This is a genomic window from Salinimicrobium gaetbulicola, assembly GCF_042676025.1.
Classification (GTDB): domain Bacteria; phylum Bacteroidota; class Bacteroidia; order Flavobacteriales; family Flavobacteriaceae; genus Salinimicrobium; species Salinimicrobium gaetbulicola.
The window spans coordinates 1,245,119-1,261,285 of record NZ_JBHTJP010000032.1 but is presented as its reverse complement, the minus strand read 5'-3'; the positions used below and the strand labels follow the sequence as shown (position 1 = coordinate 1,261,285).

General features: G+C 35.4%; 14 protein-coding genes, 2 tRNA genes and 1 pseudogene. 16 read left to right on the top strand and 1 reads right to left on the bottom strand.

Annotated elements, in window-relative coordinates:
• Positions 1-97: 97 nt before the first annotated feature.
• The gene (locus tag ACFQ1G_RS07200; RefSeq protein ID WP_380738014.1) at positions 98-1,384 is read right to left on the bottom strand and encodes a hypothetical protein; all 1,287 of its coding nucleotides are present in this window, start codon (positions 1,382-1,384) and stop codon (positions 98-100) included.
• Between the two features lie 224 nt (positions 1,385-1,608).
• Between ACFQ1G_RS07200 and ACFQ1G_RS07195 the strand changes: the two are divergent.
• From ACFQ1G_RS07195 to ACFQ1G_RS07120, 16 genes and pseudogenes are all read left to right on the top strand, one after another.
• A pseudogene (locus ACFQ1G_RS07195) lies at positions 1,609-1,791 on the top strand (hypothetical protein); the annotation flags it as partial.
• Positions 1,792-1,946: 155 nt separating this feature from the next.
• Positions 1,947-2,019: transfer RNA gene (locus ACFQ1G_RS07190), tRNA-Gly, on the top strand.
• Between the two features lie 41 nt (positions 2,020-2,060).
• Positions 2,061-2,146: transfer RNA gene (locus tag ACFQ1G_RS07185), tRNA-Leu, on the top strand.
• 310 nt (positions 2,147-2,456) lie between these two features.
• A complete protein-coding gene (locus ACFQ1G_RS07180; RefSeq protein ID WP_380738012.1) occupies positions 2,457-3,308 on the top strand; it encodes a hypothetical protein in 852 nt (283 codons plus the stop codon).
• Positions 3,309-3,396: 88 nt separating this feature from the next.
• On the top strand, positions 3,397-3,633 hold the full coding sequence (locus ACFQ1G_RS07175; protein ID WP_380738011.1) for a hypothetical protein: 237 nt from the start codon (positions 3,397-3,399) through the stop codon (positions 3,631-3,633).
• The gene (locus ACFQ1G_RS07170; RefSeq protein WP_380738009.1) at positions 3,630-4,049 is read left to right on the top strand and encodes a hypothetical protein; all 420 of its coding nucleotides are present in this window, start codon (positions 3,630-3,632) and stop codon (positions 4,047-4,049) included. Before ACFQ1G_RS07175 ends, ACFQ1G_RS07170 begins: the two co-directional genes overlap by 4 nt.
• A 197-nt stretch (positions 4,050-4,246) precedes the next feature.
• Positions 4,247-4,567, top strand: coding sequence for a nucleotide pyrophosphohydrolase (locus ACFQ1G_RS07165; RefSeq protein WP_380738007.1), 321 nt, complete (start codon positions 4,247-4,249; stop codon positions 4,565-4,567).
• Positions 4,564-6,756, top strand: a complete 2,193-nt coding sequence (locus ACFQ1G_RS07160; protein ID WP_380738006.1) for a DNA/RNA helicase domain-containing protein — start codon at positions 4,564-4,566, stop codon at positions 6,754-6,756. The genes ACFQ1G_RS07165 and ACFQ1G_RS07160 overlap by 4 nt, the downstream gene beginning before the upstream one ends.
• A 128-nt stretch (positions 6,757-6,884) precedes the next feature.
• Positions 6,885-7,553 carry a hypothetical protein gene (locus ACFQ1G_RS07155; RefSeq protein WP_380738004.1) on the top strand — a complete coding sequence of 223 codons (669 nt, stop codon included), beginning with the start codon at positions 6,885-6,887 and terminating at the stop codon, positions 7,551-7,553.
• 8 nt (positions 7,554-7,561) lie between these two features.
• The gene (locus ACFQ1G_RS07150) at positions 7,562-8,479 is read left to right on the top strand and encodes a hypothetical protein (protein WP_380738002.1); all 918 of its coding nucleotides are present in this window, start codon (positions 7,562-7,564) and stop codon (positions 8,477-8,479) included.
• Positions 8,480-8,543: 64 nt separating this feature from the next.
• Entirely contained in the window at positions 8,544-10,001 is a 1,458-nt protein-coding gene (locus ACFQ1G_RS07145) for a DUF262 domain-containing protein (RefSeq protein ID WP_380738000.1), read from the top strand.
• A complete protein-coding gene (locus ACFQ1G_RS07140) occupies positions 9,994-11,961 on the top strand; it encodes a DUF262 domain-containing protein (protein WP_380737998.1) in 1,968 nt (655 codons plus the stop codon). Before ACFQ1G_RS07145 ends, ACFQ1G_RS07140 begins: the two co-directional genes overlap by 8 nt.
• A gap of 48 nt (positions 11,962-12,009) precedes the next feature.
• Positions 12,010-12,579 carry a hypothetical protein gene (locus tag ACFQ1G_RS07135; protein ID WP_380737996.1) on the top strand — a complete coding sequence of 190 codons (570 nt, stop codon included), beginning with the start codon at positions 12,010-12,012 and terminating at the stop codon, positions 12,577-12,579.
• A 9-nt stretch (positions 12,580-12,588) separates the two neighbouring features.
• On the top strand, positions 12,589-12,930 hold the full coding sequence (locus ACFQ1G_RS07130; protein ID WP_380737994.1) for a hypothetical protein: 342 nt from the start codon (positions 12,589-12,591) through the stop codon (positions 12,928-12,930).
• 27 nt (positions 12,931-12,957) lie between these two features.
• The gene (locus ACFQ1G_RS07125; RefSeq protein ID WP_380737992.1) at positions 12,958-13,824 is read left to right on the top strand and encodes a hypothetical protein; all 867 of its coding nucleotides are present in this window, start codon (positions 12,958-12,960) and stop codon (positions 13,822-13,824) included.
• A gap of 120 nt (positions 13,825-13,944) precedes the next feature.
• Entirely contained in the window at positions 13,945-16,020 is a 2,076-nt protein-coding gene (locus ACFQ1G_RS07120) for a leucine-rich repeat domain-containing protein (protein ID WP_380737990.1), read from the top strand.
• Positions 16,021-16,167 lie beyond the last annotated feature (147 nt).

The following is a 16,167-nucleotide window of genomic DNA, read 5'->3' as shown; positions in this document are numbered from 1 at the left end:
CTGACTTTGAGCTACTCCCAGCTCATCTCAAAGTTGAATTCCTGACAAGTTTTGACTTTGTCGAATCTTCGATTTCCTCTCGATCTTACATTCCTCTTTATAGATTTTCAACCGATTCGTATTTCAGTTGAACTACCGAAAGCTCGCCGGTATTTACTTTTTCAACGGCATTTGAATAATCTTCAGCAGAATTAATCACCACTCCATCCCGGTGTTCTTTAAGGGTGGAGAAAAATTTAACCTCAAACCATACCTTGTCAAGTATTTCCTGCTCCTTAGGGGTGATACCGGTCCTGCCGTTGATCATGGCCTCCATATGCTTGCGGGCAATATTTTTAATGTTATCGGCTACATTACTGTCAGTGGGCAGGTTTCGGATTGCACCAATTACAAAAAAGATCTTCCCGTAACCTACTTTTTCAACAGTTTGGTTTCCGTATTTCAGCTTGTACAGCTCAGGATCTTCATCATATACTTTGGACAGGGAGTCCCGTACCTCCCATTGGTTGTGGAAGTATTCGTAACCGTCCTCGTATTTACCACCACCAATTAATACTCCCCTTTCGGTTACCGGATATTGTTCAATGACCGACTGGTAGAGTTCGGTGCTGACAGCAAACCTTGTGGCAAAATAATTTCCCGGATTGTAAAATTCATCGAATAGCCGATAAGGAAACATCATTGAAATTGGGTCGGCCCTGTTTTGCCATGCAGGACTTTGGGAAAATGACTGATTAATTTTATTGTAGGAGGTTTCAGCAGCACCAAAAGGATTTGCCACCGGAACATGAGTATTGGTGTACATTCCCGCGCCTACCTGCTCCCGGTAAGCATAATTTTCATCAAGAACGGTTTCTCCATTATTTGTGATGGTTACATTCCGGGTTCCCTCAGCTTTGTTGTAAGTGGTGAGTGTGGTACTGCTGCCATCAGCCGCAGTAAATTCCACCGAACTCAACTCTCCATCGGAATACTTATGGATAGCTGTACCTTCCTCACTATATACTTTCTTGGTGGAGGGAAGCCCGTTCTTATATTCCGTTTCAAACCATAACTCCCCGGTGGGATGGTAGTATTTAGACCAAAGTGGCTTATTGTCTTCACTACGACTAACCTCCATATACAGGTGGTGCTGCGGATAGCTGGCGTATATTTTAGCCGATTTTATATAACCGTTTTCATAATATTCAAAGGCTTCGGTAGGATTTCCGGAAAGCTGATACCGGCCTTGCTTTATCCAGCCGTTCGGGTGTTGATCAAGCAGCTCGAAATGTGAAGTGGATGCAATAGCGTAATCGATTTGCGGAACAGGGTCTTCTTTTTCGCAGGAAGTCAAAAGTACTATTACCGAAAGAAGCAGAAACAGGAAGTAGTTTTTGAACACAGTATTGGTTTTTAAATTTTTGAAAGTTAGGAAATTCTATATTAATCAAATAGAGACCTGTGCAGTAGTCTGTTTGGCAGTAAAATCTTCCTGCTGTTTAACCCGTTGATAGCACTTCCTGAAACTTTGAGAGGCGTAAGTTTGCATTTGCACCAGGCTATGTTCTAATGGGATGGGCCGTAAGGCACAGGAGGAAACAAGCATGCAACAATAATAGCGCGGGGAATAAGATCCTTACGAAGCTCGAAAAATCACATGGCATCCAGGAGAACGGCAGTATTTTGAAGGAATCGGCCGAAGAAGAGATGCGGCTAAGCTTCTTTAATTTAGCTGATCCAATTTTAGAGGAATTAAAGGAGGAAATATTACATGCTGATATTGATACACTTACCCCGGTGGAGGCTTAGATGAAATTGAACGAGATCAAAAGAATGCTGACGGCGAAAAATAAAGCGGGGGTTTAGGCTTCATTTTTATAAAAAAATCTTTGCTATTATAAGAATTGTATTAAATTTGCATCCGCTATCAGGCCAGTAGGCAATAGCAAAAGTTCTTACAAATCGCGAAAATAGCTCAGTTGGTAGAGCGCCACCTTGCCAAGGTGGAGGTCGCGGGTTCGAATCCCGTTTTTCGCTCTGAAAAGCGAATAATTTTTCGTTTTTTTATAACCTTCCACGCTCGGATGGTGGAATTGGTAGACACGTTGGACTTAAAATCCAATGACCAGCAACGGTCGTGCGGGTTCAAGTCCCGCTCCGAGTACTTAAAGCCTTGTTAATCACTTGATTTTCAAGGCTTTTTAGTTTTTAAGCCTCGTTTTTCCCCACATTTTCCCCACAATTTTTATATTCTCTTAATCCGTATTGAAAAAATATCCTTAAATCTTAATAGATTGTTCTTCTAGATTTTTTTAATTTTAAGAAATCTTTAACGATGCTGATCCTGAAAGTTGCCCCCTACCTCCTTCCCATGGTTTAGCTTAAATTTAAACCAAAATTGTTCAATCCTTTTGGAGAACCAATTCGCAACATTACTAATTCCCATACAACAGTACTCTAAAATTTTTCTTTTAATGAAAACACAATTTTTAATCATTGCAATCATTTCACTAACCCTTTTCACATCTTGTTCAACGGAAACTATGGAGGAAAGCGGTGATCGCCGAAATTTAGTTCATAAGGAGTATGTACGAGATAATTATAATCTCGAATATCGCTATAATGAGTCTGATCTATTGGTTCAGATTAATGACATCTTTTTGGAAGAAGATATTAATAGTGTGATTAACTTTAAATATGATTCAAATAATAATGTTATTGAAAATACATACCGCTCATTAATTTCAGGATATGAGTCTGTTACACTATATCAATACGACAATCAAGGAAGATTGGTGAGTTCAGAGATGACATCCAATGTAGAATATATTGGTCCTACATCTTTAAAATTTTCTTATGATCAGGATATTATCACAGTTACTTCTAACAATGATGAGATAATTTCCCTAAAAGTAAATAGTAGTGGTTTAATTAGTGAGATGTTCAAATATGGTAGTAAATCAACCTTTGCCTATGATGCACATGGCAACCTGATCCAGATACAAACCTATAGTCCTGAAAATGTCTTAGAATATACTCATAGCTATACCTATGATGATAAACTAAACCCTTTTTATGGTCAACTCAATTCAATTTATCTTATCCAATTTCTAGATATTATGGGTGACCTATCTTATGGTGAGGATCTTCTTTTTCCTTATCAAGGATATGAGTTTTCCTATTTAAATAACAATATTACCGAAGTAAAAAGTAATGGTGAAATACATGGTACCTGGAGCTATGAATATGACGGTAAAAACTATCCAGTCCAAGTGCAGGGAAATAGACGTAGTAATATTTTTACTTTCGATATTTTATACAAGTAATTCCACAAAATTAATTTAGGAGGATTCCATCTTAGACGTCACCCTTTGTCGTCACCTCTTTATATCCTTGTTCTGTTAAAATAGCAGTATGAGAAAACTTGAGGTCACTATAACTGAAGAACAATATCAGCATATACAGGCTGAGATCAAATATGCAGCCCGAACACATCTTTCCGAAGGGATCTTTGGCGGGTACGAACTTTGCCTGCAGGTGGGAATTCCAGATGTCTTTGGGGCTCATCTTGAAATGAAGATAAATAATACCATAGACCTTGGTGAGGTGGAGTGGAGGTTCAGTCTCACCAATAAATCTTCAGGCAAATGAAAGATATTCAATTCTTCAAAGGACTGAGCAAAACCAGCAGTTTTGAAAGGTTATGCCGGTTTACTCTTCAGGAAGCAGTATTGGCTTGTGTTTTTGAGGATTTTGAAAACAGCTCTTTTGTAGTAGAAAATTTCCAGGATCGTTGCCTATTGTTCACCAGCCCGGTGGCACACATATTTGTGCTGGTAGAAAATGATCCTGAGTTACTAGATGGGATAAGGGAAACCCTGGAGCAACTCCGGCATCTGAAAACAGCCGTGGTACAGATAGAAATGGACCTTGATCTAACCGAATTCCAAAATCACTATAACCTTTGTGTGGAAGATATTATAACCGCCGGAGTAAGAAGAGGAATTCCCTCAAAAAATCTGTTTTTCGTATTGCTGAAAGAACTGTATGACGATTCTTGTCGCTGAACTTACGGAAAACCTCATTTTCTCTTGTGAAATATTGGTTATTTTGGTGTCTGAGCTTTCAAAGCTTTAAGAAAATATTTAGATTTACTCCTGTTCTGGAATTCTGCTCCCCTACTTCACTATTCCGAACGACTTTCTTAATTTTTTAAGTCTGTGTAAATTTTTCACAGAAGAATGTTTGCAATAAAAAGAAAGATATGAAAGAAATTATCGACGCCCTTATAAAATTCAGGAACGAAAGAGATTGGGAGCAATTTCATAATCCAAAAGACCTGGCTGTAGCACTCAATGTCGAGGCAGGGGAACTACTGGAACTATTTTTATGGAAGGAAGCAGAGGAAGCCGATAAAGAAAAAGTAAAAGAAGAATTGGCGGATGTTTTCTCTTTCGCATTCTTACTGGCTGAAAAGTATGGATTGGATGTTAAGGAGATCGTCCTAGATAAAATCGAGAAGAACGGTCTAAAATATACTGTAGAAAAATCCAAGGGTACTGCCAAGAAATACACCGAACTATGATTTCCAATTATGATGTTGAAATCAATAGTTTCGATTTTAACTCAAATCTGTTCCAGGAATTCCAGACATCCCATTTCGCAAAGGATCTTTGGCCTTTAGTTTACATTTTAAGTGATGGCAAGACCAAGGAAGCTTATGTAGGCGAAACTACTGATGCATACTCCCGGATGAACAGTCATCTTAAAAATAACACTAAAAGCAAGCTTACTGCAGTTCATCTTATCACCAGTGAGAAATTCAACAAATCTGCAACTTTAGATGTTGAGTCCAATCTTATAAAGTATATCTCCGGAGACGGACAATACAAGCTACTTAACGGAAATATTGGTCTGGCGAATCATAATTACTACCAGAAAAAAGAAGTCTACTGGGGAATTTTCAGATCCATATGGGATAAGCTTCGTGCCGAAGGAGTTACCAAGCATTCGCTGGAGTATATAAATAACTCCGATTTATTCAAATATTCCCCCTATAAAACCCTTACTCCTGAACAACAACAAGGTCTGCTAAAGATCATCAACAGCCTCTTAAATGATAATTTCAAAAATGTGGTCATTGAAGGGGGGGCCGGCACTGGCAAAACCATACTTGCAGTTTTTCTCTTCAAACTTCTTAACACAGATAATACAGACTTCAATTTCAAGGAGTTTGGAGATGACGAAGCTGAGTTTCTCGAAAAGATTACTTCCTTAAAATATAAGTACCCCCATCCAAAAATGGCTTTGGTCGTGCCAATGTCTTCTTTCAGAAATACTATAAAGAAGGTCTTTAAAAACATAAAAGGCTTAACAGCTAACATGGTAATTGGTCCGGCTGAAGTCATTAAAGAAGATTATGATATAGTTCTGGTTGATGAATCTCATCGTCTACGCCGTAGAATAAATCTGGGTGCATATTACGGAGCTTTTGACCGGGTGTGTGAAAAACTGGGTTTAGATAAGAATAATTGCAGCGAGCTTGATTGGGTGCAAAAACAATCAAAAAAATGTGTTCTGTTTTATGATCAGAACCAGGCCATAAAACCCTCAGATGCTAAGAAGGAAAGTTTTGAGAAACTCAAGTCAGATCCTTACACGACTATTGATTTTCTGCAATCTCAGTTCCGGGTCAAGGGAGGAAATAACTATGTGAAATTTGTTGAAGATCTTTTGGATTGCCATCCAGGTCTTAAAGAAGCCCCTTATAATTCAAAAGATTATGAAGTAGTTCTTTTCAATTCGGTTGAAAATCTTGTAGAGGAAATAAAGAAAAGGAACAACGAACATGGTTTGGCCCGTCTGGTCGCTGGATATTCATGGGAATGGGTTTCCAACAAGAAAAAAGAACTCTACGATATTAAAATTGGAGAAACTGAATTGAGGTGGAATACCACAAATATTGACTGGGTAAACTCAGAGGGTTCTGTAAATGAGGTTGGTTGTATTCATACCACCCAGGGTTACGACTTAAATTACACGGGAGTAATTTTCGGTCATGAAATCACTTACAATAAGGAAAAGGATGAGATTGTTATTATAAAGGAAAACTACTTTGATAAAAATGGCAAGCAGTCTATAGAAGATCCTGGGGAACTTAAAGCTTTCATCCTCAACATTTATAAAACAGTATTGCTGAGGGGCATAAGGGGAACTTACATCTACGTCTGCGATGCAAACTTGAGAGAATATTTTAAAAAGTTCATACCGCAATTTGAAGCTGAAGAGGAAAAACTTGAACTTTTACCTCATGAAGAGGTTATTCCCTTCGTGAATAGTGTACCTCTTTATGATCTTAGAGCTGCTGCCGGAGACTTCAGTGAGGAACAAAATGTAAAAGATCTAGATTGGGTTGAGCTTCCTACAAGATTTCGACCTTCAAAAGACCTTTTTGCCTGTTATGTCAATGGGGAATCAATGAACAAGATAATTCCAAACGGATCGATTTGTTTGTTCAGGAAAGATCCCGGCGGAACCAGAAATGGAAAAATTGTCCTGGTTGAGCATACCAACATTCAGGATCCCGATTTTGGATCGGGCTATACAGTTAAAGAATATCACAGTAAAAAAATTGTGGAAAATGGAGACTGGAGTCATTCCTCTATAACATTGAAACCACTCTCTTTTAATAACAAATATGAAGATATAGAAATTGAAGAGGATGATTTATACTCTTTTCGAGTCATTGGTGTTTTTGAAGAGGTTCTTCAATGACAGATTGAAGGAGTTTTATTAAGTTAAAAATGAAAAGATTAAGATCGTTATACAGCAATTGGGAATATTAGAGCAGTTTAATAGACGCGGCGGTGACAGGGAAGATAAAGGTTACAAAAGACTAAGCAATGAAAGGCAAATCCCAATTTACCAAAGAAGAAGCCAGGCAGATCGAGCAGCTAATTAAACAAAAACTGGTTGCCGGTGCTTCGGAGCAAAAAGGCATCAGGAATAAAATCAGAAAGCTTGGTTTTTATGCTTCAGATTTTGGAATTGGAGGTGGCTATACTGTAGATGATTTCAGAAGGGTTGCCGACATATTAGGAAATGACAGGGCTTCAGTCAATCAAAAAACAACAAAATCAGCCGGCAGAACAAGATCCATCTCTAATATCTCAAAAAGGGCAAAAAGCGATGAGGCTTATATTCTGGATCTCTGTGACGAGATCTTAAAGGAAAAAAGTCTGCGGCAACACCGTTTTGATTTTCTTAGAGGAGACACCGGCACAAAATTACCGGTAGATGCATATTATCCGGGTTTAAAACTGGTAATAGAATACCGGGAAAAACAGCATACTGAGACCGTTGCTTTTTGGGATAAGAAATCTACCGCTTCAGGAATTTCCAGGGGAGAACAACGAAGAAGATACGACGAGCGCAGAAGAATTCAAATCCCGGCCAATGGTTTGAAACTGTTGGAAATTGATTACAGCCGGTTTGACCATAAAAGAAATAAAAAGCTATTACGAAATCGGGAGGCAGACAGACCAATGCTGATCAAGCTCCTAAAAATTTAAAATAAGACATGAAACCGCATATCAAGGAATATATTGGTGCAGAAGCCTATAAAGAGGTTGTGCACAAGTTCAATGGCAACAGGGAATATGAGCAGGTATTTGAAACTTTTTTAGAAGATTTTCTTAGGGATTTAGAATATAGCAATGACATAGAAAAAGATGATACTCCTCATACCTTATTGGAGGTGCCCCGAGACTTCATTAACCATTATATCAAATGCAGAGAAGAAGGATTTGGCAAAACGTGGAGTATGACACGGGCAGATCTTAAGATAATGATGGATGATAACGGAGTGCTATTTAAGTGTTACGAAAAAGTTGCAGCTACAAATAAAGACCAAGCTCTTAAAGATTTGCAGGTTTTTTGCAAAACACAAAAAGGGGATGAAATCTACACAGAATTCCTAATCGATCGTGTAATCAACGATGATTATGCGAGGCGACCTATTGAAAACCTCGCAGCTAATTACTCCAAAATTTATAAACAGCAAATAGACGGTGGAAAATCAGAAATCTACGCTCGAAAATATGCTGATCTAATGTATGGAGATGAATACCAGGAAATCTACTGCGAAGATTATGCATTTGCATATGAGGAATCTTTAATTAAAGGTAAAAGTGAAGAGTACGCTGAGCTATATGGAGAAAAATACGCCAGTGAACTGATTAATGTGAAAGGAAGGGCAGGTATTTATGATGACGAAGAAAGTCTTGAATTCGCAAGAGATAAAGCCAAAGCTTTTATTAATGGTTGGGAATATGCCACTGAGAATAAAATAAAGGAGCAGAAAATTTTTATTGATTGCTATTGCAACGCCTATTTAAACACAATTTATTCTGATGAATGGAACTCTATTAAAGAGCTAGAGGAGGTAGTCTTAAAGAAGGCGCTGGAGAAGTTCGAGAAGCAGGGAAGCTTGAAATAGAGCAATAACAAATATTTTAAGGAAGAAAAATTCGAAGGTTATGATAAACAGAAGCTAGTATTGTATGAAACGGAATAATGAAGTACAAGTGATTAGTTGCACATTTCAGCATTTGTTAGACGCTCATTTGAAAGGTGTAAGGATTCTAAATTCAGATATAAAGGGTAAGTTAAACATTCCAGAATATCAAAGGCCATATGTTTGGACTGAGAAACAAATCAACCGTCTCTTAAACGACCTTAGTGATTATCAACAAAGGGATGAGACTGACAAGCCCATGTTCTATCTCGGTAGTATCATTTTGCATCAAGACGATGATAAATTAAATATTATTGACGGTCAACAAAGAATTACCACCATGTTGATGTTGGGTAAATTGCAATCTCCTGAATTTCAAACAGGATTGGAATATAAAACTTCTACCAGTGTACAGAACATCAAAAAGAATTTGAGCTATCTCTATGCAATTAAGCAGAAAGAAATTTATGAGTATAAGCATTACAACATCATTGAAAATCTAGATTTTTCTCAAATCAATATTACCCTTGTAATAACTCCAACCGAGGACTTAGCCTATACGTTTTTTGAAACTCAGAATACAGGAGGAATACGGTTAAGTGGAAGTGATATTGTGAAAGCTCATCATTTACGAGCCATCAACTCAAAAAAAGTAGTGAATTATCAGGCGAGGCGCTGGGAGCAAATGGAAAGCGATAAGGTAGAGCATATAATGCAATATCTCAGTAAAATACGCTATTGGGATAACCGCCACTGGAGAAGGTTTCCTTTTTATAGAGACACCAGAGGTATCAAAAGTGAACTACTAGATGAATTTACGGAAAGAACACTTAAAACTGGTGAAGATATATCATACCATTACAGTGCAGTGAAGTTTGAAAATGGAAGGCAACTTCAAATGTATGAAAGCCATTATAAACAGTTGAAGCAGCCCCTTTGGGACGGTAACAACTCAATGGATTACATTAATGAATACATAAATTTATTTGATTTGCTCTTCAATTATGAAAAGCGAGACCATAGAGTACCAGACTCATTCTATGAATTCGTGGAAAAATTGATGCACGGCCATTCGGGAACCATATTTCTAAAGGAACTTTTAGAAATATCTATAATAACTTATGTAAGTCGTTTCGGTTTCCACAGGATAACAGAATCAGCTTTATGGCTATATCGTTTAATATATTCTTTACGGGTTTCTGTAAGCAGAAATGTGAGAGAAGATAGTGTCTTTAAACTTGTCTATGATAATCAACTCATAGACAATATCCTTGAAGTGTTTACTGTGGAGCAACTGCATGATTACCTCAAAAGGTTTACCTATTCTTTTAACACAGATAATACCGAAAAAAACCAATCCAAAGATAGGCACATTCAAACCTTAATCGATTTTTTTGGAGGAGATCATATAAATGAAATACAGCATTACACTAGTAATCCAAAGCAGTTTGATCAAGATTTAACCATTGCTGTTTCGAACAAAATAAATTTACAGGATGATTAAGAATAGACTATTTGGAACAGATTTAATCAATTTGAAGCAAATTGAAAATATTAAGTTCGTTATTCCTTCCTATCAGCGCCCTTATGTATGGGGTGATCAAGAAGTAAAAAAGTTACTGAGTGATTTTTATAAGGCATTTCAAAAAGATAAAAACAGTAATTATTACATAGGAACTATTTTAACAAGAGAAAACTCCTTTGAGGCAGAATTGATAGACGGTCAGCAGCGCTTTACTACAATGTGGCTTATAGCTTTTGTATTTTGGACCAAACAATCAGGTTCTGAAATAGAAAAGATACTAAAGACTCCTGATGGAAAATTGAAAATGAGTTTTGAAATAAGAACGGAGGTCGCTAACTATTTATATGCCTTAATTAAAAATAAAGAAACTGCTGAAGAGGCAATTTATAATACACAAGAGCACCCTTATTTACAGAATATTGCCAGAGCATTAACTACCATTCAAAGCATTATAGATGAAGAAGTGCCAGAGATAGAATTGAAGGATTTTGGGAATTATATAAATAGTCGGGTACGTCTGATTAAAAATACCACTCCTAAAAAACAGGATTTGAATAAACTTTTTTCCACTATCAACAGTGCCGGGGTACAATTGGAGCAAACAGATATTGTTAAATCCAATTTGCTAAACCATATTGACGAAAAAGTGTTATATGGTAAAATATGGGAATCTTGCGAGGATATGTCAAATTTTTTTGAGAGAAATGCTCGTATTTCATTTCCTAAAAGTTCTTGGGCTAAAATTGATCTTTCAAAGCAAATTAATTTCAACAAGAGCATTTTTATATACGAAGATATGGATAGTGGAAATTTCGGAAATGAGAATTTCACCATTGACGATATTGACGTGGAGAATTTAGAACCCTATAAAGATTCAGGTTTAAGAGATCAGGACGAAAAAAGGGATTCAGAAGTAATTTATTGTCGGTCAATAATTAATTTCGGACAGCTCCTACTTCATACATATCGCATTCATTTAAAATTAGAAGATAAACCAGATTTTGAGGGGACATTTCATGTCAATCGTCTTATAGAGATATTTTCCAACTTGAAGGATCAGGCAGAGATTAAGCGATTTATAGAAAGGTTGTGGACCATTAGAAACCTTTTTGATAAATACATAGTAAAATGGGTTTCAGATAATAATACCAAAATTGAGAGTTTAGAGTTGCTAAATATTAATAAGAACTCCGAAAACTATTACTCAAGAACTCCTTATGAAAAATCGGCCATCTTGATGCTGCAGAGTGTTTTGTACTTTACAGGAGACTATCTCAGACAGTTTTGGCTAACACCCTTTTTATATTTTCTGTATAAGAAGAATCAAGATAAGTCTGCTACTGATGAAAGCATTTTAAAAGGTTTAGAAAAAATAGATAATCAATTGTCGCTTTGCTCATCTATGAATGATAAAGATGCTACATATAAAATGCTTGAATTGGATTTGAACTTTGAATTAAAATTTGAAGAATATTTGAATAAAAGTAACGGTACAAAGTTTAAACATTACTGGTTCCAAAAATTAGAATATCTCCTTTGGAAAAATTGGAGAGAAGATAATAAAACCGAGGAATTTAATAATTATCGTATCGTTTCACGAAATTCTATTGAGCACATCTACCCTCAAAAAAACGCAAAAATTGATGATGACCATTTACATTCTTTTGGAAACCTAGTGTTGTTAAGTGTTTCGCAAAACTCTGAGTATGGTGCAAAACCGGTTGGAGTAAAGAGATCGATGTTTAAGGAAAAGAAAAATACTTATGACACATTGAAGTCATATTTCATTTTTCAGAAAGATGGAGAATGGGATGTCACCTCAATCAGAGTACATAGAGATGAAATGATAAAGGTAATACAAGAACATTATAAAAGAGACACTAATGCCCACCATCTTACAGAAAAAGGTGGAGATTTAATTAAATCTTTTGGAGCTTAAATTATAAGAGATCATAGAAAGTATTGGGAAATATATAAATTAACCATAATGCCTAGCCAAACCAACGAACAAGCCTTAGAAGCCGCTATCCAGGAAACCCTTTCCGGTATCACCATTGAAAAGATCAAAGAGCAGGATCATAACCTGAATGAATTATTAGAGTCTGTAGATCTTTCAACCTACGGCCTGGAGCGTACAAAATTGAATGACTCAATTGGTCTGGATGCATCTGAGACAGGTTTGGATCCACAGAATCCGAATCCTCGAGGAGCACATGGCGAGAAAGAAGAAGATATTTTGGAAAATATCATTAAAAATTTCAATGAAAGATGGTTCCAGGGATGGGAAGCAACTCCCGATGAACAAAAAATGAAGTTCATTCAACTAAGCAAACATATCCAGGCACACCAGGATTTTGAATCGAAGGTGGCCAATAATACCGATAAACAGAACAGTGATCTGGCACTGGAGAAGATCATTGATGAAGTGATGCGTAAGCAACGCAAAAATGAGCTTGATCTTTACAGGCTATATGCCAAGGATGAAGCTTTTTACCAGGCCTTTTTTGATACGATGAAGAGGATGGTGAGTATGGGCGGAAATAGAAATCAACTATAATTCTTGATTATGAACTTTAAAACCAGATCCTCATTTCTTGCCTTACTTTTCAATGGAAAGATTGCTCACATTATAAATCCCTGGGTACTACGTTTGAATTTCAACGATGAAACTATAACTGTGGAAAAACGGAACTGGTATTTCATAGGTAAGGATCGAAATATTATTTCATTCAGGTTTATTCGGAATATTAAAATTGATGAACATCTGTTTGGAGCAGACATTTATATAAAAGCGATAGGTGGTAATGTTTCTGCTAAATATCTCCCGAAAAGACATCTTAGAAGATCACAAGAATTGATGATTCAGTATAACAACAGTAAAGGAAAAAGACATGTGATTTTTTCCTAATAATTTTAGCTAACCAATTTTGAAATTATGTTTAAATCTCCCACCTCAAAAGATCTCACCAATCTAGTCAACACAGCCGGCGCGAAAATTTCAGAAGCAGGTAACAAAACGGTAAATTCTGAAAAGGTTAAGCAGACGGTATCAATAGTTAAGTCTTCGTCTAAGGAGTTTTCCAAAAAAGCAATCGATGCAGGTAAAAAAACAGCAGAGTCTGAAAAAATAAAAAAGGCAACAAACTTCCTTGGAAACTCTTCGAAAGAAGTGATTACTGAATGTAGAAAAATTGCATCCAATGTTATATTAAATGTTTCAGTAGTAGCATCTCTGTTTTTCATTTTTAATACAGGGTTTATAATCTATGGAATATATCTTGTCGTAGTTGATTTCGCATGGATAAATCTTTTTTTACTGTTTGGCCTTATAGTTAGTGGAATAGCGTTTTCAGGACTTGCAGCATATAGAAGTTATAACTATGCTCAATTTAAAATTGGAATAGGCGTCTATCACTTATTGGAATCCTTTTTCGAAATTCTGATCACAACCAGTATCAAAGAGATTGAGAATGGAGGTAAAGAACGATTGAAAAAGGCCAAAGTAACCGGACTTCTAAAGAAGAATGGAAATGATATTATTCATTCCTCTGTTTATAAAATACCGGGAATAGTAAGGAAACCAATGTTTCTCTTTATGGAATTTGTGCCCTTTGGAGACATTGTTGTGGAAGTTATGGAGGAATCGAAAAGAAAAGCTACATGGAAGGTTGAGGATCAAGTGATGAAAAAATTGGATTCTCATATTTCGGCGTTAACTCCTCATAAGAATTACACTCGCTTTGTAGGGTTCACCTTATTAGGAAATATTCTGGTGATGGGATGCCTTTCTTATTGGATATAAGAGATAGTATTTCTGGTATTCCTTCAATTAGCAAATAAAAATTCTCCCCAGCACCTTTTAAAGCCTTATAAGAAGAGAGCTCCTTCAGAGATCACACCATTAATAAATAATTAAAAATATATGAGTAAACATATTTCTATTCACAAAGCTGAATATCATAAAGCATTTCATGTAAACCAAGAAGACAATGAAGAATTTATAGATGACATTTTATCCGTTGAAAAATTTGTTTATCCCGTAAAGGATAAAAATAGCATATATCAATTCGATGTGGAAAATGAAAAACTCATTTCTGAAAATTGTGATTTAAAAAGCTTTAAAATTAACGCGAGTACAGAGACAATTTCCTACACAGGAATTCCGCTGGAAAAAGCTGCAAAAATTGCTATTCCAAAAAAAACAAAACGAATTTATTTTGAGGGAGGAAATTTAATGGCTTTGGAAATGGCTAAAACTCACGAGGGAGATGCCATTTGGAAGAAAGTAATTAATCTATCAAACCTTTATAAATTCATTATAACAACCGATGAAAGAATTTTACTTGAAGAAGAATTAAGAAGCATTTATAATAAGGAAATTCCACTTTACATAACTAATACAGGTTTAAGTAACTTTTTTGAGAAAATAGAATCTTCTAAAATTACGGAACTCACAGTTGGATGGGTACATTTTACTGAATTTGATTTTAAAATATTATCAAAACTGAAACAATTACAGGGATTGCGCCTAATGTATTGTTACAATGACCGTATTAAATGGTTGCCAATCAACCTCTCCCAGTTGAGTATTTATGGCACCACGATACAAAGCTTGTCTGAAATCAATTTGAATTTGCCGAATCTTATTGAGTTGGACTTGAGTGGGAACACTCTGAAAAATTTAGATTCCCTTTCAGTGTTACCAGAGAACCTGGACGACTTAGATTTAAGTCGTAATTTAATAAGAGGGTTTAAAATTAGTGACTTACCTAAAAATTTAGAGTATTTAAACCTGTCCAACAACCTAATTGAAAATGATTTCTTCGATCAAAGAACAGTTCATAAAAATTTAAATTACCTACTATTAACCAATAATAAATTAAATATCTCTACATCCGTATTACACAGAATATTGGAAATATTTCCGAATTTGGAATATTTGGAATTGCTGGACAATAAAACAGACGGTGTGCCCTTTCAATTCCTGGGAGATATTGAAAATAAAAATTGTCTTGCAAGAGTGCAATACCTTTTAGAGGGTATTGAATTTAAACATCAAGAGGGAGAAATAGTGATTAGCAATGAAAAAAATCTAAGTCAAATTATTAAGGTGTTTTGGACTGATAGCTCATTGCCTGTAAACGTAATTTTATCTGATATTCAATATTCATTTGCAAAGCATTTAAAAGAAATTCCCAGTTTTGTACAATTTCAAAACGGTTTTTATTGCTTCATTGAACATGACAATTGCGAAATATACTTAAAGATTAATGAAGAATTGAAAGAGGTTGTTTTTCAAGTACAATCAGATACTGCAGAAATTGTTGCAACATATTTTCATAAATATTTACATGAAATAAATAGCCTAATCACCTTAAATAGCCATAAAAATATTCTACCGTCGATTGAAGTTTCTAAATCCTGCAAATTTTTAAAAGATTTTTATTGTAAAGCCTTTAAAATAGATTATAAAGTCAAATCGGATATTGTTTTAAAACCTTCTATTAGTAAGATTGAATTGCTAATTAACAATAGAACAATTGAGACTCCAGAGAGTTCTGAAGAAGGGAAATTTGCTCGTACCGATTATGAAGATATAAATAACGTTGCATTCGTATTAGTCTCTGGAAAAAGTGCTTATCCTTTTGTTGTTAAGAACAATATGCTGACAAATTCATCAACGATAAATAAAAATTTCTATTACTACTTAATTCTCAGAACCAGTAATGATAAAGAGAACTACATTAAAGGTTTAACCAATAAATATTTAAACGATTCTGGTTTGGCTGAAACGGAATTATTTATTGATAATGATTTAAAAAAGAAAGTGTCCTGTTTTATTAATAAGAAATATTTTTATTCTAATAATGGAGTCTTGTCTGTTATAAACCCTGTTTTGAAGTTGGATAATAATAATTTATTAAATGTCAAAATGGATAATGGAAAATGGTGTGAATTCAAAAGTGAGAATAATTTTATTGAATTGAAATACATCTAACAAGCCTTTCTCAATATTATTATTAGTTAAATGCTCCCTAAAAATTTAGGGAGCATTTTTTTATATAAAATTTTTAAAGCAATTCGCTTTTGTTCAGCCCTGAACAAAACAATATAAGGTTTTCTTCTCTCTATACTTTTACCTCGT